Raw genomic sequence first — 22,472 nt, 5'->3', positions numbered from 1 at the left:
CCCCCCGACGCCGCGTCGAGGTCTGTCGTTAGGCGCAGCAGGTAAGACGTCGGCACCGGTCGGCAATGGCGGGACTGAACGGCTCCAGCACCGGCGCGAGCCGCCCTGCGGCGAGATCCGCGGAGACGTAGGACCGGCCGAACCGTGCGAGGCCGGCGCCGCCGAGCGCCATCAGGCGCACCACGTCGCCGGACAGGCCCTTGTGCTTGGCGAGATCGACGCGCATCCGCGGATGTGCCGCGAGAGATCGCGGCCGGACCGGCAGGATGACCTGGGTGCCGAACGGGACCGAGGCGTTCACCCGGAGCCGGGCGCTCGGCTCGGCTGTCCCTCGGCCCCTGACGACTTGCAGGCGTCCGCGCGCTGGTCGCGCAGGCTGCGCAGGCCGGCGAGGCTGATCTCCTCCGTGATGGCCTCGTGCCATCTGTCGAGCAGGCGGATGCTGAATCGTCGGCCGTTCAGGATGCTCTTGAGCACATCGCCATTCAGCGAAATCACCCCGATTTCCTGCATCTGCGCCGTGGGAAACATTGCGTTCGACACCGGCCCGTCGTCGATCCGATACTGATAGTTGAAGATGGAATTCTTCGGCAGACCCGTCACCTCGAGCCGGTCGCCGACGATCTGGATGCGCGATCGGGTCTTCGGCGCCAGGATGCAGTCAGCGTCCCCGCTCGACGGGTGACCGGGCTTCCTGAGCACCCAGTCGCCCTCGCTGGCGACCGTCTGTCCCGCATCCTCGGCGGCGCCGAGGGTGGAGGCCAGGCAGGCCGCGACGGCGAAGAGTGCAACCCTCATGAACGACATCCTCGTCTCACACGTCGGTTCGGTCCTGGACCCAACATCGTTCTCCAAGCCGGGCTGTCGATCTGAGACACATTCGCCCGGTCACCCCGGCAGGCGATGGCTGGCAGATCCGCCCCAAGACCGGTCGGCAACGTGGTCCGCGACCGCCCACGCCCCGTTGCAGCAGCAGCCCCGGGAGACCTGTGGTCAGGCGCGCGAGGACGCGCCGGTCGTGCCTGTTCGCTCCACCCCCGGCTCGGGAGCAGGCCGACCGCAATCCACCCGACCAAGGCTCTCAGGCGATCACCAGCGCCCGCCGGTTCCGGTCGACGATGGTCAGGCTGCCTCGACGTGGGTGAAGCGGAGAAGCTGACGCCGGTCGGCGCGTCGGCTTCCGCCCCGCTTGGGCGGCCGTGCGACCCGCTTGCGGGCGTCCAGACGGCGCGCCGTCAGAACACGGCGTGGTCGCCGCGCTCGGCAACGGCCTCGCCTCGGATCAAGCGCGCATAATAGTCGAAGAGAGTTTCAGAGCCGGTCGACGGTGTGGCGCGCGCATCATATTGCCCCGTCACCGGATCCAGAACGAGCATGGATTCCGTCGCGTAGTAGCGCCCGATGCGCGCGAGTTCGGCCTTGGCTGCCATGGTCGGAACCAGCCGTCCGAGCATGGCCAGAGTGACTATGATGACGTCCAGAAGGGCCACGGGCACATGCGTGAATCGCGCTTCGCGCCCGAGCAAGGCGAAGAGCTGCTCGCCCTGCGCCTTCGGGGTCACGGCTTCGCCCGGGCCGCCGATCGGCAGCACGCGATTGCGCCGGTCCGGGTCGTCGAGGCACTCGGCAATGTAGGTGCCCAAGTCGTCGTCGCTGATCGGTTTGCAGGCCGTCAGCGTGCCGTCGCCGAAAATCAGGAACGACTTCCCGCGTTTCAAACGATCGATTTGCCCCGACAGTGATTTGAAGAAGGCCGTTGGTCGTACGATCGTGTAATCGAGGCCCGACGCGGCCAGAACGCCCTCGAACGCGCGCTTGGCGTGCTGGAACGCCAGGACCGGCTTCTGGACGCAGATTGCCGAGAGAAGGATGACGTGGGTCACGCCGGCCGCCTTCCCGGCGTGCAAAGCACTCACATGCGCGCGATAATCGATCGCCCAGGCGTCGTCGGGCAAGCCCGTGCGCGAGGCGAGACACGAGACCAGGACGTCGAACGGCTCGCCGCGGAAACCCGCCTCGGCGAGAGACGATGGATCGGTCACATCCACCACCCTTGCGGTCGCGCCCGGAGGCAGTCGGGAGCACGCGGGCGGCCCTGACGGGTCGTCGATGTCGGCGCGACGCCTGACGAAGCAGACCACGTCATGGCCCCGTGACACCAGCGCGCGCACCGTCGCGCGCCCGATCGTCCCGGTGCCACCGAGCACGGCGACGCGTCGCGGGCGCAACGCGTCCGATTGGTCTCCGGTCACGCTCACCTTATCCAGCCACTCAGGGTTCCGGCATGTCCGGTCGTTGTGACGAGACCGTATCGATCCACCCGAACAGGAGGCCGCCTTCGCAGCCTGGATTGCCACGGGTGTGGGCGAAGGGTCAGCGCGTCATGCCGGCGTCATAGCACGGAGCGCGCCGCCGGCGCCCGCTCTCGCGGCAGCGGGACAGTCAGGGCCGCAGCCTACCTGCGAGGACGTCGGTGGCTGCGTGGACCAGCCGGTGTCGGTGTATTGGTCCGGTTCTCGTCGAACAGCTTGCGCCAACGGATCAGCCGCTCAGGTGCGAGGCTGCCGTCCGCGACGGCAGCCTGCACGGCGCACCCGGGTTCGCTTGTGTGGGTGCAGTCGCGGTATCGGCACAGGGGCGCTCGTTCGATGATCTCGGCGAACAGCGTTTCGATCCCTTCCGCGGCGCCGCTGACGTGCAGCGTGCGCATCCCCGGCGTGTCGATGACCCAGCCGCCGTCGGCGATGGCATGCAGCGAACGCGACGTGGTCGTATGGCGTCCCTTGGCATCGTGCTCGCGAATGCCGCCGGTCAGCTGGGCCTGGGCCTGACCGGGACCGACCAGCGTGTTCACCAGCGTCGATTTGCCGACGCCGGAGGAGCCGACCAGCGCCACCGTCTGCCCCAGCCCACACCACGGAGCGAGGGCGTCTGCGGCCGCGGAGAGACGGGGGTTGAGGGTTACGACGTCGAGCCCGCGCTGCAACTCGGACGCTTGGCGCTGGTAGGTTCCCAGATCGGCTGTCGTGTCGGCCTTGGTGAGGAGGATCACCGGAATTGTGCCGCCTTGATTGGCCAGAGCCAGATAGCGCTCCAGTCGCGCCGGATTGAAATCGGCGTTGCAGGAGGTGACGATGAACAGCGTGTCGACATTGGCCGCAGCGGCCTGAAGGGTCCGGCTGCCTTCGGTGCGGCGCTCCATGACCGTCCTGCGGCTGAGACGGCGATGCACGGTCTGGGTTCGCGGATCGACGAGAACCCAATCGCCCACGGTGAAGTCGCTCGTGCTGGCGTGGATCGCGAGCGTCAGTTCGACGGATCCGGCCTCCGACAGGGCGGTCAAGCGAGACCGGTGAAGCGTCGCGATCCGCATCGGGGCGAGATCGGCCTCGTGGGGTTCACGCTGGACTTCGAAGAAGTCGGACCAGCCCAAGCTTGCAAGCGACAGGGGCTGGAAGGAAGGCGGATGATCGATCACCGCCCTGCCCATGACATGGCATCCTGCGCCTGGCCAGCCCTCCACCGCCAGGCGCACGTCGATGCCCGGCCGAGTGCAAGGACCGTCGCCCTGCGCCGTCTGCCTGCGCCGTCTCCCTTGGCCATACCCACGGGAGGCGGACGGTCGTGTCGCCGCGCGGGTCAATCGGGAGCGGCCGCGAAGGCGCGCGCCAATGCCCGGATGAGCCGGTCCCCGGCCCATTCATAAGATTAGCACTTCCACTCGGTGAGTGCTAACAATGCGTCGATCGGGCGGCGATGACAGTCTCGCCGTAGCCTTTCCCGCGACAGCGCCAATCATGTCGGTTGGATCTCGCTTGGGAACGATCAGGATACCACGATGAAATTCCGTCCGCTGCACGACCGCGTGGTCCTCCGTCGCATCGAAGGCGAGGAGAAGACCAAGGGCGGCATCATCATTCCCGATACGGTCAAGGAGAAGCCGCAGGAGGGCGAGGTCGTCGCCGCTGGACCGGGCGTGCGCGACGAGGCGGGCAAGATCAACCCGCTCGAGGTGAAGGCCGGCGACCGCGTCCTGTTCGGCAAGTGGTCCGGCACCGAGGTCAAGATCGACGGTCAGGACCTCCTGATCATGAAGGAATCCGACATCCTGGGCATCGTCGCCTAGCGCGGATCAGGCCGCTCAGAGCCTCACGACGATCTGCCCTTCGAGGCGCCCGCTGTGGCGCGCCTCAGGGCCAAACGACAGATGACGAGTGCTCCACCATGTCCGCCAAAGACGTTCGCTTTTCGGTCGATGCCCGCGAGAAGATGCTGCGCGGTGTCGAATTGCTCGCCAGTGCGGTGAAGGTGACGCTGGGCCCGAAGGGCCGCAACGTCGTGATCGAGAAGAGCTTCGGCGCCCCGCGCATCACCAAGGACGGCGTCACCGTCGCCAAGGAGATCGAGCTCGTCGACAAGTTCGAGAACATGGGCGCCCAGATGGTGCGCGAAGTGGCCTCCAAGTCGAGCGACACCGCCGGTGACGGCACGACGACCGCGACCGTTCTCGCGGCCTCCATCGTCCGGGAGGGCGTGAAGTACGTCGCCGCCGGCATGAACCCGATGGACCTGAAGCGCGGCATCGATCTGGCCGTGGCCGCGGTCGTGAAGGATATCGGCGCGCGCTCCCGCAAGGTCGCCTCGTCCGAGGAGATCGCCCAGGTCGGCACGATCTCCGCCAACGGCGACAAGGAGATCGGCGAGATGATCGCCCACGCCATGCAGAAGGTGGGCAACGAGGGCGTCATCACCGTCGAGGAGGCCAAGACCGCCGAGACCGAACTCGACGTCGTCGAAGGCATGCAGTTCGACCGCGGCTACCTGTCCCCGTACTTCATCACGAATGCGGAGAAGATGGTCGCCGAGCTGGAAGACCCCTACATCCTCATCCACGAGAAGAAGCTCTCCTCGCTCCAGGCCATGCTGCCGGTGCTCGAGGCCGTGGTCCAGACCGGCAAGCCGCTCCTGATCATCGCCGAGGACATCGAGGGCGAGGCGCTGGCCACCCTGGTGGTGAACAAGCTCCGCGGCGGCCTGAAGGTCGCGGCCGTGAAGGCGCCGGGCTTCGGTGACCGCCGCAAGGCGATGCTCGAGGACATCGCGATCCTGACCAAGGGCCAGATGATCGCCGAGGACCTCGGCATCAAGCTCGAGAACGTGACGCTCCCGATGCTCGGCCGCGCCAAGCGCGTGCGGATCGAGAAGGAGACCACCACGATCATCGACGGCGCCGGCGAGAAGGCCGACATCGAGGGCCGGATCAACCAGATCAAGGCGCAGATCGAGGAGACCACCTCGGACTACGACCGCGAGAAGCTCCAAGAGCGTCTGGCCAAGCTCGCGGGCGGCGTCGCGGTGATCCGCGTCGGCGGTTCGACCGAGGTCGAGGTCAAGGAGAAGAAGGACCGCGTCGACGACGCGCTGCACGCCACCCGCGCGGCGGTCGAGGAAGGCATCGTCCCCGGCGGCGGCACCGCGCTCCTGCGCGCCAAGGCCGCCGTCCAGGGGCTCGCGAACGACAACCCCGACGTCCAGGCCGGCATCAAGATCGTCCTCAAGGCCCTTGAGGCCCCGATCCGTCAGATCGCCCAGAACTCGGGCGTCGAGGGCTCGATCGTGGTCGGTAAGATCCTGGCCAACAGCTCGGAGACCTACGGCTTCAACGCCCAGACCGAAGAGTATGTCGACATGCTCAAGGCCGGCATCGTCGACCCGGCCAAGGTGGTGCGCGCGGCCATTCAGGGCGCGGCCTCGGTCGCCGGCCTGCTGGTGACCACCGAGGCGATGATCTCCGAGGCGCCGCGCAAGGAGGCTCCGGCCATGCCCGCCGGCGGCGGCATGGGCGGCATGGGCGGCATGGATTTCTAACCGGCCGAAACAGATCCGAAGCGCCCTCCGGCACGCCGACAGGCGGATCGCCGGAGGGCGCTTCGGCGCAACACGAGGGGGTGGATCGACCGGCTGGATCGACCGGCTGGACCGACCTTCTGTCGCTATCGACCGCTGCCGCCTCCGCCGGGCTGAAACCGGCAAGCTTGTGCCGTTCGCTCCGGGCGCCTCATCCTCGTGACGGATGCGTTGGCTCGCAGGGCGATCGCGCCGACGAGGGCCCTGCGAAATTCGTCCTGTCGGCATGACCCGCGCCGATCTCGCGGTTGCCATCGAGGAGAGAGCACATGCGCATTCTTGTCGGCTGCGAGATGACTTACGAGTTTCCGCAGCCCACGCCCGTCATCGCGACGCTCAACGTCCACGCATCGCGCTTCCCTGACCTCGAACGGCCCGATTACCTGATCACGAGCCCGGCCGTTCCCCTGGAGGGCTATCGCGACAGCTTCGGGAATTGGTGCACCCGTATGGTCGCTCCGGCGGGGCGCTTCATGCTCATGACCGACACGGTCGTGCGGGACCACGGCAGCGGGGATCTGCAGGAACTCGACGCTCCGGAGATCCCGGTCGAGAAGCTGCCTTCGGACAGCGTGCTGTTTCTCCTCGGCAGCCGGTACTGCGAGACGGATCGCCTCTCCGCCATCGCGTGGGATCTGTTCGGACATGTCCCGCCCGGCTGGGGACGGGTGCAGGCGATCTGCGACTATGTGCATGATCGGATCGCCTTCGGGTATGAGCACGCGCGTGCAACCCGCACGGCCTTCGATGTCTTCGAGGAGCAGCGGGGCGTCTGCCGCGACTATGCGCATTTGGCGATCGCGTTCTGCCGCTGCCTCAACATCCCGACGCGCTACTGCAACGGCTATGTCAGCGACATCGGCCTGCCGCTGCCGCATGCGCCCGGTGATTTCGCCGCCTGGATGGAAGTGTATCTCGGTGGCCGTTGGCATACCTTCGACCCTCGCAACAACAGCTCCCGGATCGGCCGGATCCTGATCGCCTATGGGCGCGACGCCGCGGACGTGCCGTTGACGCTCACCTTCGGGCCCAACGATCTCACCGGGTTTCGCGTGACGACGGAAGAAGCGCCCGGCCCGGCCTGAACCGGCGCCGTATCGAAGCCGAGCACAGCCGATTCGGCCGATCGACCGCAGGATGGTGGCGCTGCGACGTCGCGCCGCCGTCGATCTGACAAGGCAGGAACGGGCGGGCGACCCGGCTTCCCGGCCGGCGCGCTCCGTGTCCGTTGCCGGACCTCGGGCGGGCCTCGACGCATGGCGATGATGGGCCTGACGCCGAAGGTCTGCTTCAATGCGGCGCAACGGCCGACGCGATTGGCGGCCGGCCGGAACGACGTAGAGTGCGCCCGGGTCAAGGCGCTGCGCAGGATCCCTCGTGAGCCCGGACCAGAACCACGACGAGGGCGAGGACGAGGGCGAGGATTGGCGCTCCGTCAGCACGCGCCGGCCTGACACGGGAAGCCTCAGCCGCGCCCGGAGCCGCGCGCGCGAACCCGGTCGCGGGCGAACCGCGGATGATCCGGCCCAGATCCCGGCCCTGGGGTGGAAGGACGTCCTCTGGAGGATCCTGTACTCCTTCCCGCGCGACCGCATCTTCACCACGGCCGGGGGCGTCGCCTTCTTCACCCTTCTGTCGACCTTCCCGGCTTTGGCGACCATCGTGTCGGTCTACAGCCTGTTCTCCGACCCGCACGTCATCAGCGAGCACCTGAGCCTCCTCTCGGGCGTGCTGCCGAGCGGCGTCCTCGCCCTCCTGTCCGACCAGCTCATACGCGTCGCCCAGCAGAGCGCCGGCGCACTCAGCACGGCCTCGCTGGTGAGCGTGTTGATCGCCTTCTGGAGTGCGAACTCGGGCGTGAGCGCCCTCTTCGATGCGCTCAATGTGATCTACAGGGAGCGGGAGAAGCGTTCGCTGGTGCGCTTCTATGCCACCACCTTCCTGTTCACGTTGAGCGGCATCGTGTTCGCCCTGACGGCCACCGGATTGGTCGTCATCCTGCCGCTCGCGCTCGACCAGCTCGGCCTGGGTGTGCTGACCGACGTCACGCTGCGCCTCGTGCGCTGGCCGGGGCTGCTGATCCTCGTCAGCCTCGGCTTGGCCGTGACGTATCGGTACGGACCCAGCCGGCGCGAGGCCAAGTGGCGGTGGGTGAGTTGGGGCGGCGTCGCCGCGGCCATCACCTGGGTTTGTGCCTCGGTCTCGTTCTCCTGGTACGTGGCCAGCTTCGACAGCTACAACAGGATCTACGGTTCGCTCGGCGCAGGCGTCGGGTTCATGACGTGGATCTGGTTCTCGGTCGTGATCGTGCTTCTGGGGGCCAAGTTGAACGCCGAGATCGAACGCCAGACGGCGCGCGACAGCACGCGGGGGCAACCGAAGCCGCTCGGCTCGCGCGAGGCCCATGCGGCCGACACCATCGGACCGACCGAGGGCTGAATGGGGTGCCGGCACGGTCAAGAGGACCGGCCTGAATCTCGGGCCTGTCGCAGGCGTCGGGATCTCACGCCCGGCTGAGCGTCACGCGCGAAAAGCCGCGCTCACGGTTCCGGCGACGGCTCGTCCTCAATCAGCGCGATCGAGGTCGCGATCGGACCGTCTAGGGGTCCCACATGGGCTATGAAGCGGGCCCGCGACCAGAGTTCGACGCGGTCTCCGTCGCTCAGGCAGAGGGCACGTTCCGTCGCGTCCGCGTCGCTGGCGGCCTCGATCGGGATGGTCGACCTGACGCTCCCATCCGGCGCGAACCGGTAGGCCCGGTACGGCGAGAGCGCACAGGACGAATGGCGCCTGGCCGGGAAGCTTACGACGTCTGCCATTCGCGCCTGCCCGCTCTCGTTGTGAACACCAGCCCCAAGCTGCTGGCGCTCGAGGCACGCGATCCGTCGATCGGCATCCTGCGCCTCCCTGAGCCGCAATGATAGCCCAGATGATGGGCGGCCGGAGCGAACCCGGAAAACGCCGTCACGGTTCGTGCGGTCGTCGGTTCAACGCCGTCTGATCGATGCCGCGCATGGAACGGTCGGCTGATCCGGCCGGTTCGAAGCTCACGGCGTGCCGCGTTGGCGCGCCGACGACCAGGGTTAACGCTATGGCTACCGGCACAGTGAAGTGGTTCAACGAGACCAAGGGCTATGGCTTCATCCAGCCCGACGACGGCGGCAAGGACGTGTTCGTCCACATCTCGGCGGTCGAGCGCGCCGGGATGCGCAACCTGATCGAGGGGCAGAAGATCTCCTACGACGTCGAAGCCGACCGGCGCAGTGGCAAGGAGAGCGCCGCCAACCTGAAGGGCGCCTGAGCCGTCCTTCGTGGGGATCACAGCCGGCGCGCGCCGTTCGGCATCGGCTGACCAGATCCGCCTAACATCAGCATCGCGGGCCGAGTCGGGTATCGGCTTGCGGTGCTGAAGCGACGACCTGGGCGGGATCGCTCGCCACAGATGTCACCGCGCCGGGACCGCCCCGCCCCGGCTCACCAGGGTGGCCTCCCGGTCGGAGGCCTTCCACACCGGCAGCGACCCCTCGCGGACGAACATGGCGAAGGCCTCCGCCACCGCTCCTCGGTCGAAGGCTTGCGCCCCGTCCACCGCGCGACCGACGATGCAGGCCGCGTCGGGAGCCTCTGCGACGGGTGGCCGGCTCTCCAACGAGAACAGCACGCCCGACCGATCCGGCCTCAGGTCATCCGGCAGGGCTCCGATCTTGCGCCACAGGCAATCCCAGCGGGCGCAGGCCTCCGGGCGCTCGGGGTAGATCCCGCACGCCGTGCCGGTGTTGTGGCGGCACAGGATCCCCGCGGGCTTGTCGAGGGCCTTGATCTCCAGGGCTCGACAGCAGACCGTGCAGGAGCCGCAGGATCGGCCTTGTGCGAGAGCCGCGGTGTTCCGTGGGGTGCCCCCCCGGCGACCGCCTTGCCCTTGGGGCTCCTTGATGATCAGGGTGTCCTCGCTGTCACGTCGTTGCGGCCTGTCGCGCGCGGTATGGGACGTCGCCGATGTCGGACGATGCCACGCTCTGGGATCTCGTAACCGCCGAGCGCATCGCCATCGAGGACGTCGGTGCCGCCATCGACGTCTACCTCGCGGAACCGACGACGCAGAATCATCCGATCGGGCCGGACCATAGTCTCGATCTGGCTGCGGCCGTCGCGGCGCACGCCTTCGCGTCCGCGACGGTGGTCGATCCTGACAGCGACGAGCCGTCCCGTCGCATGGCGGTGCGATCGGCCCTGCTCATGGGCCGCCCGACGGCCCGACCGATCGGCCGCCGAGACCCTGCGAGGGATCAGCGTTCGGCGGATCGGGCGATCCGCTTGAGCGCGGCTACTGATCGTCCTCGTCGTCGTTGACCTCGATCAGGTCGCTGGTGTCCTCGTCGTCCTCGTCGACCACGAGGGTGTCATCCTCGACCGTGTCGCCGTCGTCCTCGATATCGAGCGTGTCATCGCTCTCGGTATCGGTGTCCTTGTCGGCTTCCTCGGCCTCGGCCTCATCCAGTGACACGAGTTCCGGCCCGTCCGTCTCCTCCTCATCGTCGACCGGCGTCTCCTTGCGCGCCACCACGGGTGCGGCCGCTCGGGCGGAGGACGGCGACACGGAGGTGGGGACGACCTCGCCAGAGTAGGGCGAGATCACGGGGGTCTTGTTGAGGTCGTAGAACTTCTTGCCCGTCACCGGGCAAATGCGCTTCGTACCAAGGTCCGGACGTGCCACTGCGACTCTCCAAAAGGACGTTCCACGCTGGACGGGCAGCGCACTCTCCGGCTCGTCTATCATAGATGGCGGCGGATCACCCTGCCCAACGCGAGTCTGGATCGGATCCGGGCAGCGGCTTGCCCGCCCGCAGACGTCCCGCTGCCGGTGACGGCCTGGCTGACCCCGCGAGGGGGCAGACACGCGCCCGACCGACCGACCGCTTGAACGTCGGCTCTCGGACGCCGCCATTCCCAGGCCGCCCGGCAACGTCGCCCCGGGGTAGTCAGCGGCCCCTGGCCCTTCGCCAGACGGCACAGGGACCGTCTTCGGGCCGCCCCAGTCGGCCGCCTCGCGCCCGTCCCCTCAGAGCGATTCCGAGGCTCGATCGGCCGGATGCCGGGGGGCAGGCTGACCTCTCAGAGCCGCAGGAAGGCTGATGAAGCCTTGCTTCTCCTGCGCCGGTGTCAGGCCCCGCACTCGGTCGCAACCGCGTCTGCTCCTGACGTCCCGGCCTCGTCGGCCGCAAGATCGAGCAGTCGTTGCGCGAGTAGCACCGCCGTCGCCGCGTCCACCGCGGATGCGTCCGCTCCGACCCGTTGGACGAGGTCCGGCTGCTGCAGAAACATCGGTCCTCCGACCATCACGCAGATGGCTCGGTTGCACGACGCATCGCGCACGGAGCGGATCGCCGTGGCGAGCTGGTCGACGCGCGTCTCGCTGCTGAGCGTCAGACCGACGACGCCGAACCATTCGGACGCCACCAGAGCGGCGATCTCCTCTGGACTGGAGGAGAGGCCGATCGACACGGCCCAGCCTGCCCGACGCAGGAATTGCTCGACGATCCGCACGCCGAACGTGTGCTGTTCACCTGGAGCGCCCATCAGGAGCAGACGACGCCGATCATCGCGCGAGGCGGCCCCCGGCGCGGCTCGGAAACGCGCGACGAGCCGTTGGAGCCGGGCCACCCCCGTGGTGACCTCGACGAAGTCGCACAGATCCTCGTCCCACATCCGGCCCAAGAGAGCCGCGGAGGGGGCCAGAAGATCGAGGAACAGGCGATCGACAGGGTGGCCGGCCGCCACCAGGGCCGAGAAAGCCTCGATGACGGCCCCATCGTCCGTCGCGAGCGTGAGATCGGTGAAGGCCGCGATCTGTCCCGCGTCTGGTTTGAAGGCGGGTATGGCTCCCTCGGTCCCCAAACCGCGATGGCGCAGAACCAGTTGCGGGATGATCTCGGTCTGGACGACCTGCCCCAGGGCCAGGCAGCGCTCGCGTGCGGCCTCGGCGGCACGCTTGCGCGCATAGAGCCGACGAGCCTCGGTCGCACGTTCGGTATCGTGCGGGAGACCGTCGCCCCCCAGATGGTCGGACGAACCGAAATTCTGCATCGTCCCCCCCGGCGCCACAGCGTCGGCGGCCTTGCTGGCCTATCGATCGCTGCGCAGCATGAGAACTGTTGTCAGCGCGGATGTAAAGGCTAAGTCAAATTTCCTGGGATAAGACATCGCGGCCCGGCTTGGCCGAAAGACAAAGTTTTGCGCGCGGGCGAGACAACGGTCAGGCTCGGGCTCGGGCTCGGGCTTAGACAGGCGATCGCGCGCCCCCTTGCCCGTGAAGGGTCTTTGCGTGGTCGGACTGGCTCGCGGGCCCAACCGCGCAGCCGCAGGGACTGGAATGGAGGTTCGCCACGGCGACGCGGTCGATCCTGGAGAACGGGATGCTCTGCGACGCTCGGTCGAGGTCGAATGGGGGCCATCGAAGTCCTGGCCCACAACGCCGATCGGGCGCCGGACTGGATGTTACGGGCTGGCCCGACCAGCTTCGTCCCAGCGAATCGAGCGGTCCCGAATCGAGTTGCTTGAGAATCCGCTTGAGGGCCGAGATGTTGCTCTTGTCTTCGGCGCTTTCAAGCGCGTCCGTCAGGACCATGCGGATGTCCTCGGCTTCGACCTTCTCCATCTCCCAGTCCGGATAGAGACGCTCTCGCTCTTCCTCGCTCTGGCTCAGCGAAACGACATCGTAGTGGCGCGAATCGCCATGCAGGCGCGCGATCAGCTTGTGTATCTGGGCAGCCGGCCCCTCGATCCACTGGAAGAAGACGCCGCTGCCGAACACCAGGACCCCGGTGATGCCATGCGCGAGATTGTGGAGTTGGGCCGCCTTGACGATGCGGCCGACCTCGGCGTCGTCGACGCCGTCCGCGGCACGGCTGCAATAGACGAAATGATACAGCGCGGGCAGCGGGACTTCGTTCAACTCAGCGCCGCGTGGAATGCCGTATTCATCGAACATGAGCGGGCTCATTCCGTCTATGCCAAGCAGGGCGTTCCCCCCGGCGCGTCAGCGGCAGGATAGCGCAACGAACCGGATTTGGCATTGAGCTTGGTCGCCCCGGCCATCACGCGGACACCGAAGGTGCTGCGGATCGACCGGCCATCAGCGTGCTCACCCGCGATCAGGCCGATGCGGTGACGACGAAGCGGGCCTGTCACGGGCCTGCCATGGGTCTGCCATGGGTCGTGTGCAGGCGCGGAACCGACGTCGGCTTCCCTGCCTGGCGGTCCGAAAGCGGTCGGACCGCTCTCGCCCTGAGCGGCCCTGCAGGTTTCGACCCATCTCGGTCGTCAGGACCGCGTTCGTCTCGTCCTCAAAGGAGACGTTTGCCTGCGGTAAAGCGACTTCGGCTCGGGGTGAGGAGCCGGCCTTCGGCGGGGCGGTCGCAACGGACTGCGTCACCGTCGCAGGCGGACGTTCGCGGATTGGATCTTATGGAGCGCTGCCTCTCGGGCAGGGATCCGGCCGTGCGGCCTAGAGCGTGGCGCTGGAGCTGCGGGTGACCGGCGGCGGCGCCCAGGAGCCGTTCAGGAGGACGTCCTTCGGCCAGTAGGTGCGGAGCATCAGGATGAAAGGCCCGGCCGGGGCAGGTAGCCAGTTCGCCTCCCGCTGCGCGCCAGGGCTCTCATGCTGGATGAGGAGATCAACCGAGCCGTCCGGGTTGGCCTTGAGGCTGTCGCGCGGGCTCAATGAATAGCGGTTGATCGGGTTGTCGACGAAAAAGTAGTCCGCGTCATACATCGTCAGCGACCAGAAGCCGTTGACGGGCGGCAGCTCGCCGGCCGGGAAACGCATCACGTAGGTCGAGGCGCCGGTCAGCCGACGGCCCGCGGCATCAACCGTGGCCACCGGGTAGACTGCGTCCTGCGGCAAGTTGCAGCCGAGCCCGACCGCCGTCACCAGAGCGCGTTGCAGGTAATCCTTGCCGTAATCGCCGCCGTTGGTCGTGAAGGTCCAGCCGTTTACGTGCTGTCCCGCCGCCTTCATGTGTCCCATGATGCGAGGAATGGCCTCCTTCGGCGCCTGCGCGATTGCCTCGCGGGTGGCAGGCGGCAGGCGTGCGGGATCGAAGGGCTGGCCCGGCACGATGCCGAGTGAGGCCATCTTGGCGACCGGAACCCCATCGGCGAGCGCCGGCGAGTTGTCCTTCATGAGGGTGGCCAGCATGTTGAAGTAGGTCGTCGCATCCATGCGGTTGACCTGCTCGCGCACCGCCGTCTTCGTGTCGACGCTCGGATCGACGCGCCCCGGAGGCGGTGTGTACGGCTTGCCGGCCGCGCTCGCCGGGATGAGCCGGTACTGGTCCTGCAGCGCGTGCACGGCCCTATAATCCTCGGGAGCCCCCGTGCAGTAGGTCCGGCCAAGGATCCAGATCAGGTTAGTCGGCGCCTGGATCAGCTTGGCGCCGGACGGCACGCTGCCGCTCCAGCCGGGTCCGGCGATGAAGTAGGTTTGTGGCCCGGTTCCCGTCGTGCGCTTGCCCGGCACGGCGAACACGTTCGTCCAGGCGCTCAGCATCGGCATGAGATAGTATCGGCCGTCCTCCTCCGGGATGCTGAGAAGGTGGGGCTCTGTCCCGACATCGATGAAGGCGCTGGAGTACAGAGTATCCGCGTTTGGTGCGGTGACGGCCCGGAACTTCGCGTCTGGATATTCGCGCAGATTGGCGAATTGGCCCATCGGAGCGTTCTTGCCCTCAGGCGCTGCCACATTGGTGAGCACGCGCCGGGTCATCTCCATGGTGACGAGCGGGTAGCCGTAGATGTAGGCGTCCGTCGCCAGCTCGATCGGATCGGCCACCGCGTTGTTGCCGATGAGTGGCGCGTCCTGGGCCGTGCTCTGAGCCCGGGCGAGAGGCAGGCCCGAGCCGACGAACGGGATCGTAGCGGCGCCGGCGGCGAAGATCCGTCTGGTGACATCCATGACCGTCTCCTCGGAATTGCCCGCTCAGGCAGGCGGCTTCAGGAAAAATCTCGATCCCCTAGACGCGCCGAATGCAGCGCCCTCTCGCCGGAGCGGCTTTGCCGACCGTCAGAACAGAGAAACCGTCGAGAGCCACATCGGATCGCGGCGCGCGGCAGCATACCGAAGCTGAGCACGGCAGCTTGACCGAATGGGACAGCGGCTTGGTTCGACCCGGAAGCGCACTGAGTGTCTGACAGTCCAGTAAGGCTTGTCCTAGCGGAACGCTCCAGTTCGAAGCGGCCACAAACGGCGGTCTGCTGAAGGCGCCCCATAGCGAACCGGCGGAGTTGGTCTTCATCCGCATGCCCAATCTTCACCGGTGGGATCGGCTGCTTGGGATCGTGAGCAGGCGGGAGGGCAAGGCCCGCTCCAACGTCTCTGCGCCCTGGAACAGACCGGCAGAAACCCACCCCGCGCGGTCCTTCCGCTGCCGACCCATGTCGGCCCTTCGGCCCGCTGTTGGACGCCCCGAAAGCAGGGGCGTCCACAGACGCCATTCGTCGGCCGTCCGGCAAGTTCGGCTCTGGGCGGAAGGCGGCCGGACCAGGGCGCGCCCTCGGGAGACGCGCTGCCACAACCAAGGTCATCGCGCCCGGCGGACAATTGGCGCATAAGGGGGAATCACTGGCTTCGGACCCGGCCGTCAGTGCCTGAGAGCAGCGAGCGCTCCCGCCCTGATCACGCGGAGCATGTCTGTGTCTGACAGCAGGCCTTTAGCCATCCTCATCGCCGAGGCCGATGAACTTGTCCGTATGGTCACGGCCGACATGCTGGAGGATGTTGGCTTTCAGGCCATAGAGGTCCGCACAGCCGCCGAGGCGCTGGCGGTGCTCGAAGGACCGACCCCGGTGAGCATGCTGGTGACGGGGCGCGGCATCGTGGGTGATGGTGTTGCCCTTGCCCACCTCGTTCATCACCGTTGGCCCGCCGTCGGCATCATTGTCACCTCGGGAGCCGGATCGGATCTTCAGCGGGCGCTGCCGCCGGGCACACGCCTGCTCAGCAAGCCCTACGACTTTGCAGACCTCATCCACGAGGTGGACGCCGGCCTCGCACAGGTGCAGGAGGCGCCCGCAACCGCCCCCGTATTGCCGAGCGGAGTACCGCCTCACAGGGGAGTGAACCTGGGCAACGGCCTGGGAACCGTTGCCGGCCCCTCGACCGAGCCGGACAAGACGTAACCCCTGCTTCCATCACGGCCAGGTCTGAAGCCCGTCAGTTTGGCCGAGGCGATGTTCGGTTTGATGCGTCGTCGCTCGCAGGCAGACGATCGCAAACCCGCCCGTCTCACCGATCCGGCGTCCTTCGTTGGCGTCTCCGAAGCGGACAGAGCCCGCTGCCGGTCCGCGACCTTTCGAACGTCTTGATCACCACGGAGCTCCGGAAGCAGGCCGAGCGCGAGGCCACCCGGGGCGACCTGGCCACCCGCGCGCGGAACACGGCTGCGATCGAGAGGGCGCTCGATGCCGCCGGCGGGACCGCCGACGACCGGACGCCCGTGCTCGACCGCATGGCCAAGCTCGTCGCGATCACCGCGTGCGACGGCGAGCGCGTGCCGAGCGTCGGCAAGGAGGCCGGCGGGACCCGGGGCGGGTCACGATCGCTCCGGCAATAATCGACGTCCTGGCGGCCGAGCTTCGCGAGACGGACCCGCGGAACGTCGGACGGCAGGCGCCGAAGGCCCGCTCGACGCCCGCGCCGAAGCCCGCGGCGGCTCCGCTGACGGGCGATCTCGGGCGGTTCTCCCGACCGGGGCCGGACTACAGCTTGACCATGATCGGCGGCGTCGACCGCGAGGATCGTGCCGCTGACGACCGCATCGCGGCAGCCCTGGGCTCGCGAGCGCCTCGCAAGCCGTTGGCGACCACGGGATGGCCTGCGCCCAATACGCCGTCGCGGTCTCACGCGACCCACCCTGACCGCAGTGCATCCTGCCGAAACTTTTATTGTGCAGCGCAATCAGCGACTTATCATTTAAGTATCTCCGTTCCATAAAATCGCCGATCATTATTTGGATCAAATCTTAATTTCAGACATTGTTTATATGATCCGGCGCACGATTTAAATGAGGCGCAATAAGAGGGATAAATAACTATCCCCGCATCCCGATTGGCATCTGAATTTCGCAGAGCAGACATCGCCAATCGATTATAGGACAGGAATTTACAATGACATCCAATCAAAACACTGACCAGAACAGGCACAACAGGCAGTTCGACAAGGCCGCCGAGACCCTGAAGGCCAACGCCGACAAGTCCGCCGAGCAGACCACACAATTCGCCGACGCCGCTCGCGACGGTGTGAACAAGTTCGTCGATCTCAACGAGCGCGCCGCGGAGAACACCCAGCACATCGTGCAGAAAGGCGTCGAGACGGCCTCGCACCAAGCGCGCCAAGCCGCGGATCGCTTCAGCCGCACCCTCGGCTACACGGGCGAGGGCAGCGAGCGCTTGGCTCGGCAGTCCAAGCAGAACATGGAAGCAGTCGTTCGCTGCGGGACCGTGATCACCCAGGCCTTCCAGGACACGTCACGGATCTGGCTTTCGCTGAGCCAGAAGCAGTGGCAGCGCAACCTCGACGGCCTGAACAAGCTGGCTCGCGCCAAATCGGTGCAGGAGTACTCCGCAATCCAGAGCGAGCTCGTCCGTGAGGGGCTGCAATCCATGGTTCAGGACGGCAAAGCCCTCTCCGAGACCTCGGCGCGCGCCATCGAGGAGGCCGGCAAGACCTTCTCCGGCATCGCGCAGCAGGGCTGAACGCGCGTGCGCTGAGACGCCGGACCGAAGGTCGAGCGATCCTCCTCGATCCGGCAATCAACCCGAGGGCGGTCGCTTCGGCCGCCCTTTTCGTTTGTCGCAGTCGCGTCGGTTCTCGCGCGGCGTGGCTCGGAGTGCGCGATGTACAACCCCTATGCCGTGACCCTGCTCGCTCTCGAGGCACAAAGGGTCGTCGAACTTCGGCTTGTGAAACTCGCCTTGGGCGGTGCCGACGGTCAGCTTGAGGCGCACCGAATGGTCAGCGAGAAGATCAGCGCTTTCATCGAGGCCTCGGGCACCTTGATGACCGGAGGTTCTGTCGACGTGGTTGTCGCCCGCTATCGTGAGCACGTGGCTGCGAACGAGAAGCGTCTCACGGCGACCTGATCGGGATTGGCCGGCAATCGCCTTCGGGCAATCCGTGAGGCTCACGCAGCGCGCACAGACGTGGGAGCCGGGCGTGTCGCCGCCGCAGCCGCGTCTGCGTCTTCCAAACCCTTGCCCAGAAGCAGGCTGTCGCAAAACCACCCGACTGAGACACTCGGTGACCTGTCGGAGCAGGGCCGGAAACGGCTTACCCGAGTCGGCGCGCCTGACCAGGTGAAACGCACACGCAGCCCATGGCCCGACTGAGGCAGGCGAGAGACCGTCACCCTGCAGAGGGCCGCGGCACACAAGGAAGGCGCCGGTGATCGTGACGCGGAAACGCTCACCGCCGGGGCATCGACGTGGCGGCGACAGCAGGTCCGGCTCCCTTCAGCCACGGCTCGGATTCAGTCCGGACACCTGTAGATGTCGGCCTCGAAATCCCCATCCCCCTGGGTCATGTGCCAGACGCCGCCCCGCTGGCGCGTAAAGACGATGTCCGATCCCATCGTGATGCCGCTGCGAAACCGGCACGCGACGCCGAAGATGAGCCTGCTCCCTTCGCCGCGCCTGGTCTTTATCGCGCATGTTCCGCCCGCGTACGTGATCTGCTGCGGTGTGATCGTCACCCTCAGGCTCGGGGGATCGGTCCTGTCGCCGCGGCATGGCCGGTTCTGCAGGTATCGCCCCTCGAAAGCGTCTTCTGCGCAAGCGCGGGCGCCGACCAGGACCATCGCTGCCGCCACCCCGGCGACACACCACGCGCGGCCCATATCGCCCTCCAGATCAAGATCAAGTTGAATGTGAATACAGAGTCATGGCACCGCAATTGATCCATATCAATCTCATTACTGGCAATTTATGCTGATTTTTACATGACAATGGCACATATCGAGCACGCGAATGCCGCTTGTCATGACGCTGGCGCTCCGGAATCTGCTTCAGGATCGGCTTCGGTTCGTGGCCGCCGTCACCGGGATCGTGCTCTCGGTCGTCCTCATCCTGGTGCAGATGGGCTTGTTCTACGGCTTCGGGCGGATGGTGACGCTGATCGTCGATCACACCGCAGCCGATCTCTGGATCGTCTCGAAAGGAACGCAGTACTTCGAGGACATCTCGATTCTCGACGCGGAGATGCGCCAGGAGCTGAGCGCCGTCGACGGGGTGTCGGAGGCCGTCCCGGTGGTGGCGGGCTTCTCGGCTTGGCTGCCGCCGGACGGCGGATTGATCGGGATCTTCATCATCGCGTCCGACCCGGTCGGTGGCCTGGCGCCGTGGAACATCGTGGAGGGTGGCCTCGACGATCTCGCGACCGCCGGCACCGTGTCGCTCGAACGGTCCTACGCAGACCAGCTGGGCGTGTCTGCGCGCGGCGAGACGGCACAGGTTCGCGGGCACCCGGTAACGGTCGGGGCGGTCACCTCCGGCCTGCGCTCCTTCACGACGCGGCCCTACGTCTTCACCGATTTCCGCAGCGCCCGATCCTATGTCGGATTACCGGCCAATCTGGTCACGTACTTCCTCATCCGGGCGAAGCCGGGGGCCGACATCGCGCGCATCCGGCAGGAGGCGCAGGCGCGTGTCTCCGGCATGGAGGCGCTCACGCCGGAACAGTTTCGCGCGCGGTCCCTGAATTTCTGGCTCTACCGTACGGGGGCCGGCGCGGCTCTCGTCGCGGGCGCCCTGCTCTCCATCATCGTCGGGACCGTCATCATCGCGCAGACGCTCTACTCCAGCACGAAGGAGCACCTCTACGAATTCGCGATGGTCCGGGCGATCGGTGCCTCCAACCGATACATCTACAGGGTCATCGCCTTCCAGGCGCTCGTGAACGCGCTGATCGGTCTCTCGGTGGCGACCGTAATCAGTATCGGGGTTGAGCGTCTGACCGCGACGAGCGTCGCCCCGGTCGTGATTACGCCCGCCTTGGTGGCGGTCGCCTTCGCCCTCACGCTCCTCATGTGCGTCGCCTCCGGCATCGCCTCCATTGTCCGGATCATCCGGGTCGATCCCGCGAGCGTGCTCACCCGATGAGCGCCGCGATCGAAGCCGCGCGGGTGTGCAAGACCTACGGGCAGGGGCCGACGCGCGTCGAGGCGGTGCGGGCGCTCGACCTTGTCGTCCGCGCCCACGAGTTGACGGTCCTGGTCGGGCCCTCGGGCAGCGGCAAGACGACCCTGCTGTCCATCCTGGGCTGCATGTTGACGCCCACGAGCGGGACCGTGCGGGTCTGCGGCGTCCCGACCGGCGACGCCCGGCCGGAGGCGCTGGCGGCCATCCGGCGGCGGCACATCGGCTTTGTCTTCCAATCCTACCATCTGTTCTCCACGCTCACCGCGGGGGAGAACGTCCAGCTCGCCCTCGATATCCGCAGCGAGCGCGGCCCCGGGGCGACCGCGAAGAGCGCCGCGGTCCTCGCCGATGTCGGCCTCTCCGCCAAGCTGAACGCGTTCCCGCGCGAGCTGAGCGGCGGCGAGCAGCAGCGCGTCGCGATCGCGCGGGCGCTGGTCGCGGATCCGTCCGTCATCCTCGCGGATGAGCCGACGGCCGCTCTCGACTCGGAAAACGGTCGGGCGATCATGGCCATCCTGTCATCGGCGGCGAAGCAGCGCGGGCGGGCCGTCCTCGTCGTGACGCACGACGCGCGTCTCTTCCGCTTCGCCGATCGGATCGTGCACATCGAGGACGGGGCGATCACGCGCGAGGAACGGCCGGACACGGACGACTGCGAGACGCATGCCCGGACCGTGGGTTCGCAGAGGGCCGGCCGCCCATGATCGACAGGCGGCAGAATCATCGCGGCCGGGCGGGCGCGGCGCGCGGCAGGCGGTCTTCTGGACGTCCGCGAGCCCGGGCCGCGGTGGCTTCGCGACCGGTCATGCGTGCCCCCGCCGCGACAGCCGTGTCCGTCTGCTCGTCCCGGCGAGGCGCCCGTATCCGGACCATAACGGGCCTCCGCCATCGGCGCGTCCTGGCGCGGACGGACGCTCTGCCCTGAAGGCATCGACACGGGCATCGACACCGGCTTCGACGGCCTCGGCGCGACGGGCATCCCGCCGAGCATCCTGGAGGCGACGAGCACCGCATGCGTGTTCTCCTGACCGAGGGCAGCAGCACGTCTGCGCGCCAAGCCATCACGGCCCTGGCGCTCGCCGGGCACGAGGTCGCCTACTGCGATCCGGCCCGGATCTGCCTCGGGCGGTTCTCGCGCTTGGTCGTCCGCCGCTATCGCTGCCCGCCCCTCGGCACGGATCCGGAGGGGTTTCGACACTTCCTCCACGAGACGCTCTCGCGGGAGAGATTCGATGTCCTCCTGCCCATCCACGAGCAGGGATACCTCGTCGCCCGCTTGGCCGACGAACTGCGCCCGCGGGTTGCGTTCGCGGTTCCGGCCTTCGAAAGCTACGAGCGCGTCCTGACGAAGCTCGGTTTTCGCGGCCTGCTGACCGAGCTCGGCCTGCAACAGCCCCCAACACATTTGCTCGACGATCCGCGCAGCCTCGCCCAGCACGCGGCCTACCCGTTCGTCGTGAAGGCCGCCCTGGGCACGGCGAGCCACAGCACCTGGTTGATCCGTTGCGAGGCGGACCGGGACCGTGCCGCGGCCGAACTCGCGCATGTGGCGAGCCCGGGCGAGCCGATCCTCGTGCAGGCATGGGTGTCCGCGCCCCTCGAGCAGGCGCAGGCCGTCTTCCAGGAGGGGCGGCTCGTCGGGTTCCACGCCACGCGCAGGCTCGTCGAGGGAGCAGGCGGCGGCGCGGCGCTCAAAGAAAGCGTTCATCGCCCCAACGTCGCCAGCGATCTTGCAAAGATCGGCTCCCATCTGTCCTGGCACGGCGCATTGTCCGTCGATTACTTCACGGACGACCGCGGCGAGCGCCCGCTCTACATCGACGGCAATCCGCGCCTCGTCGAGCCGATGGCCGCCAGCCTCGCGGGCCTCAACCTTGCGGACCTGCTGGTCCGCGTATCTGCCGGTCACAGCATCGCGCACGGCCGCATGGGCCGGCCGGGGGTGCGCACGCGGCTCGCCCTGCAAGTCCTCCTCGGTGCGGCGCTTCGGGGCGCCCGCCGGCGGAACCTCGTCGCGTCGCTCCTGCAGCTTGTCGGCCGCCCAGGACCCTTCGCGCAGGCGCGCGAAGAATTGACGCCGGTGCGTCTCGACCCCTTGAGCGTCCTGCCGGTGGTGGGTGCGGCGCTCATGCTCCTCGCGCGGCCGGCCTGCGCCGGAGCGATGGTGCGGCAGGGATGGGGCGCTCACCTCCTGACACCCGAAGCGATGCGGCACATTCGAGATCTGGCCTAAGCCTCCAGCTCGCCCGACCCGGGCCGCCCAATCGCTTCATTGTATTGGCCGACAATTCCACTCTGCTACACCGGCGGAATTGATCGAGATCAACGCAATAAATGAGCGGGACATCAGCATCGCATCGAATTCCAGAGAAATC

At 67.4% G+C, this 22,472-nt stretch carries 24 protein-coding genes; 13 read left to right on the top strand and 11 right to left on the bottom strand.

What is annotated here, in order from left to right; all coding sequences use genetic code 11:
- Positions 1–28: 28 nt before the first annotated feature.
- The 4 genes from ABIC70_RS15975 to rsgA all read right to left on the bottom strand — a co-directional run bounded on the left by ABIC70_RS15975 (position 29) and on the right by rsgA (position 3,490).
- A complete protein-coding gene (locus tag ABIC70_RS15975; RefSeq protein WP_179697375.1) occupies positions 29–301 on the bottom strand; it encodes a type 2 periplasmic-binding domain-containing protein in 273 nt (90 codons plus the stop codon).
- Positions 298–855: a hypothetical protein gene (locus tag ABIC70_RS15970; RefSeq protein ID WP_354440087.1), complete on the bottom strand. Its 558-nt coding sequence runs from the start codon at positions 853–855 to the stop codon at positions 298–300. The genes ABIC70_RS15975 and ABIC70_RS15970 overlap by 4 nt, the downstream gene beginning before the upstream one ends.
- Positions 856–1,235: 380 nt before the next feature.
- Positions 1,236–2,207 (bottom strand): NAD(P)H-binding protein, encoded by a 972-nt coding sequence (locus ABIC70_RS15965; protein WP_354440158.1) that lies wholly within the window; start codon positions 2,205–2,207, stop codon positions 1,236–1,238.
- A gap of 248 nt (positions 2,208–2,455) precedes the next feature.
- The gene (rsgA, locus tag ABIC70_RS15960) at positions 2,456–3,490 is read right to left on the bottom strand and encodes a ribosome small subunit-dependent GTPase A (protein ID WP_043356834.1); all 1,035 of its coding nucleotides are present in this window, start codon (positions 3,488–3,490) and stop codon (positions 2,456–2,458) included.
- A 348-nt stretch (positions 3,491–3,838) separates the two neighbouring features.
- Between rsgA and ABIC70_RS15955 the strand changes: the two genes are divergently transcribed.
- From ABIC70_RS15955 to ABIC70_RS15940, 4 genes are all read left to right on the top strand, one after another.
- Complete coding sequence (locus ABIC70_RS15955) at positions 3,839–4,126, top strand: co-chaperone GroES (protein ID WP_043356833.1); 288 nt, start codon at positions 3,839–3,841, stop codon at positions 4,124–4,126.
- 98 nt (positions 4,127–4,224) lie between these two features.
- Positions 4,225–5,868: a chaperonin GroEL gene (gene groL / locus ABIC70_RS15950; RefSeq protein WP_354440084.1), complete on the top strand. Its 1,644-nt coding sequence runs from the start codon at positions 4,225–4,227 to the stop codon at positions 5,866–5,868.
- A gap of 308 nt (positions 5,869–6,176) precedes the next feature.
- Positions 6,177–6,992, top strand: coding sequence for a transglutaminase-like domain-containing protein (locus ABIC70_RS15945; protein ID WP_354440082.1), 816 nt, complete (start codon positions 6,177–6,179; stop codon positions 6,990–6,992).
- Between the two features lie 292 nt (positions 6,993–7,284).
- Positions 7,285–8,346, top strand: a complete 1,062-nt coding sequence (locus tag ABIC70_RS15940; protein WP_043356828.1) for a YihY/virulence factor BrkB family protein — start codon at positions 7,285–7,287, stop codon at positions 8,344–8,346.
- Positions 8,347–8,447: 101 nt separating this feature from the next.
- Here ABIC70_RS15940 and ABIC70_RS15935 read toward each other — a convergent pair whose 3' ends face one another.
- Positions 8,448–8,726, bottom strand: coding sequence for a hypothetical protein (locus tag ABIC70_RS15935; protein WP_075380931.1), 279 nt, complete (start codon positions 8,724–8,726; stop codon positions 8,448–8,450).
- Between the two features lie 272 nt (positions 8,727–8,998).
- Between ABIC70_RS15935 and ABIC70_RS15930 the strand changes: the two genes are divergently transcribed.
- Positions 8,999–9,208: a cold-shock protein gene (locus ABIC70_RS15930; RefSeq protein ID WP_043356824.1), complete on the top strand. Its 210-nt coding sequence runs from the start codon at positions 8,999–9,001 to the stop codon at positions 9,206–9,208.
- Positions 9,209–9,352: 144 nt separating this feature from the next.
- Here the strand turns inward: ABIC70_RS15930 and ABIC70_RS15925 are convergent, their stop codons facing one another.
- On the bottom strand, positions 9,353–9,568 hold the full coding sequence (locus tag ABIC70_RS15925) for a hypothetical protein (RefSeq protein WP_244538926.1): 216 nt from the start codon (positions 9,566–9,568) through the stop codon (positions 9,353–9,355).
- Positions 9,569–9,903: 335 nt separating this feature from the next.
- On the opposite strand from ABIC70_RS15925, the gene ABIC70_RS15920 reads away from it, so the two are divergent.
- Positions 9,904–10,257, top strand: coding sequence for a hypothetical protein (locus ABIC70_RS15920; RefSeq protein ID WP_354440079.1), 354 nt, complete (start codon positions 9,904–9,906; stop codon positions 10,255–10,257).
- Here ABIC70_RS15920 and ABIC70_RS15915 read toward each other — a convergent pair.
- The 4 genes from ABIC70_RS15915 to ABIC70_RS15900 form a co-directional block, all read right to left on the bottom strand.
- Entirely contained in the window at positions 10,232–10,621 is a 390-nt protein-coding gene (locus tag ABIC70_RS15915; RefSeq protein WP_043356817.1) for a TIGR02300 family protein, read from the bottom strand. The two genes, ABIC70_RS15920 and ABIC70_RS15915, sit on opposite strands and share 26 nt — an antisense overlap.
- Before the next feature lie 446 nt (positions 10,622–11,067).
- Positions 11,068–11,991, bottom strand: coding sequence for a cobalamin B12-binding domain-containing protein (locus ABIC70_RS15910; protein WP_083683593.1), 924 nt, complete (start codon positions 11,989–11,991; stop codon positions 11,068–11,070).
- A 193-nt stretch (positions 11,992–12,184) separates the two neighbouring features.
- Complete coding sequence (locus tag ABIC70_RS15905; RefSeq protein ID WP_354440077.1) at positions 12,185–12,895, bottom strand: BLUF domain-containing protein; 711 nt, start codon at positions 12,893–12,895, stop codon at positions 12,185–12,187.
- A gap of 516 nt (positions 12,896–13,411) precedes the next feature.
- On the bottom strand, positions 13,412–14,860 hold the full coding sequence (locus ABIC70_RS15900) for a DUF1254 domain-containing protein (protein WP_053611186.1): 1,449 nt from the start codon (positions 14,858–14,860) through the stop codon (positions 13,412–13,414).
- A gap of 731 nt (positions 14,861–15,591) precedes the next feature.
- Between ABIC70_RS15900 and ABIC70_RS15895 the strand changes: the two genes are divergently transcribed.
- The 4 genes from ABIC70_RS15895 (at position 15,592) to ABIC70_RS15880 (ending at position 18,045) form a co-directional block, all read left to right on the top strand.
- On the top strand, positions 15,592–16,083 hold the full coding sequence (locus ABIC70_RS15895; protein WP_053609590.1) for a response regulator: 492 nt from the start codon (positions 15,592–15,594) through the stop codon (positions 16,081–16,083).
- Between the two features lie 182 nt (positions 16,084–16,265).
- A complete protein-coding gene (locus tag ABIC70_RS15890; protein WP_354440074.1) occupies positions 16,266–16,517 on the top strand; it encodes a hypothetical protein in 252 nt (83 codons plus the stop codon).
- 553 nt (positions 16,518–17,070) lie between these two features.
- Positions 17,071–17,658, top strand: coding sequence for a phasin family protein (locus ABIC70_RS15885; RefSeq protein WP_043356803.1), 588 nt, complete (start codon positions 17,071–17,073; stop codon positions 17,656–17,658).
- Between the two features lie 141 nt (positions 17,659–17,799).
- Positions 17,800–18,045, top strand: a complete 246-nt coding sequence (locus ABIC70_RS15880) for a hypothetical protein (RefSeq protein ID WP_043356801.1) — start codon at positions 17,800–17,802, stop codon at positions 18,043–18,045.
- 386 nt (positions 18,046–18,431) lie between these two features.
- Here the strand turns inward: ABIC70_RS15880 and ABIC70_RS15875 are convergent, their stop codons facing one another.
- Entirely contained in the window at positions 18,432–18,797 is a 366-nt protein-coding gene (locus ABIC70_RS15875) for a hypothetical protein (RefSeq protein WP_236952734.1), read from the bottom strand.
- Positions 18,798–18,927: 130 nt separating this feature from the next.
- On the opposite strand from ABIC70_RS15875, the gene ABIC70_RS15870 reads away from it, so the two are divergent.
- The 3 genes from ABIC70_RS15870 (at position 18,928) to ABIC70_RS15860 (ending at position 22,330) form a co-directional block, all read left to right on the top strand.
- The gene (locus ABIC70_RS15870; RefSeq protein ID WP_075380935.1) at positions 18,928–20,058 is read left to right on the top strand and encodes an ABC transporter permease; all 1,131 of its coding nucleotides are present in this window, start codon (positions 18,928–18,930) and stop codon (positions 20,056–20,058) included.
- Positions 20,055–20,801, top strand: coding sequence for an ABC transporter ATP-binding protein (locus ABIC70_RS15865; protein WP_075380936.1), 747 nt, complete (start codon positions 20,055–20,057; stop codon positions 20,799–20,801). Before ABIC70_RS15870 ends, ABIC70_RS15865 begins: the two co-directional genes overlap by 4 nt.
- Positions 20,802–21,109: 308 nt before the next feature.
- Positions 21,110–22,330 (top strand): ATP-grasp domain-containing protein, encoded by a 1,221-nt coding sequence (locus ABIC70_RS15860; protein ID WP_354440071.1) that lies wholly within the window; start codon positions 21,110–21,112, stop codon positions 22,328–22,330.
- Positions 22,331–22,472: the final 142 nt, after the last annotated feature.

It is taken from the genome of Methylobacterium sp. 1973, assembly GCF_040545035.1.
Taxonomy (GTDB): Bacteria; Pseudomonadota; Alphaproteobacteria; order Rhizobiales; family Beijerinckiaceae; genus Methylobacterium; species Methylobacterium fujisawaense.
The sequence above is the reverse complement of the archived record's forward strand: the minus strand, read 5'-3'. Positions and strand labels throughout refer to the sequence as shown.

Bases quoted from the DNA above. Each gene is read 5' to 3' on its own strand.
- ABIC70_RS15920 (WP_354440079.1), top strand. From the start codon at position 9,904: ATGTCGGACGATGCCACGCTCTGGGATCTCGTAACCGCCGAGCGCATC.
- groL (WP_354440084.1), top strand. From the start codon at position 4,225: ATGTCCGCCAAAGACGTTCGCTTTTCGGTCGATGCCCGCGAGAAGATG.
- ABIC70_RS15955 (WP_043356833.1), top strand. From the start codon at position 3,839: ATGAAATTCCGTCCGCTGCACGACCGCGTGGTCCTCCGTCGCATCGAA.
- ABIC70_RS15945 (WP_354440082.1), top strand. From the start codon at position 6,177: ATGCGCATTCTTGTCGGCTGCGAGATGACTTACGAGTTTCCGCAGCCC.
- ABIC70_RS15880 (WP_043356801.1), top strand. From the start codon at position 17,800: ATGTACAACCCCTATGCCGTGACCCTGCTCGCTCTCGAGGCACAAAGG.
- ABIC70_RS15870 (WP_075380935.1), top strand. From the start codon at position 18,928: ATGCCGCTTGTCATGACGCTGGCGCTCCGGAATCTGCTTCAGGATCGG.
- ABIC70_RS15910 (WP_083683593.1), bottom strand. From the start codon at position 11,991: ATGCAGAATTTCGGTTCGTCCGACCATCTGGGGGGCGACGGTCTCCCG.
- ABIC70_RS15865 (WP_075380936.1), top strand. From the start codon at position 20,055: ATGAGCGCCGCGATCGAAGCCGCGCGGGTGTGCAAGACCTACGGGCAG.
- ABIC70_RS15860 (WP_354440071.1), top strand. From the start codon at position 21,110: ATGCGTGTTCTCCTGACCGAGGGCAGCAGCACGTCTGCGCGCCAAGCC.
- ABIC70_RS15895 (WP_053609590.1), top strand. From the start codon at position 15,592: ATGTCTGTGTCTGACAGCAGGCCTTTAGCCATCCTCATCGCCGAGGCC.
- ABIC70_RS15905 (WP_354440077.1), bottom strand. From the start codon at position 12,895: ATGTTCGATGAATACGGCATTCCACGCGGCGCTGAGTTGAACGAAGTC.
- ABIC70_RS15875 (WP_236952734.1), bottom strand. From the start codon at position 18,797: ATGGGCCGCGCGTGGTGTGTCGCCGGGGTGGCGGCAGCGATGGTCCTG.
- ABIC70_RS15935 (WP_075380931.1), bottom strand. From the start codon at position 8,726: ATGGCAGACGTCGTAAGCTTCCCGGCCAGGCGCCATTCGTCCTGTGCG.
- ABIC70_RS15885 (WP_043356803.1), top strand. From the start codon at position 17,071: ATGACATCCAATCAAAACACTGACCAGAACAGGCACAACAGGCAGTTC.
- ABIC70_RS15900 (WP_053611186.1), bottom strand. From the start codon at position 14,860: ATGGATGTCACCAGACGGATCTTCGCCGCCGGCGCCGCTACGATCCCG.
- ABIC70_RS15930 (WP_043356824.1), top strand. From the start codon at position 8,999: ATGGCTACCGGCACAGTGAAGTGGTTCAACGAGACCAAGGGCTATGGC.
- rsgA (WP_043356834.1), bottom strand. From the start codon at position 3,490: ATGGGCAGGGCGGTGATCGATCATCCGCCTTCCTTCCAGCCCCTGTCG.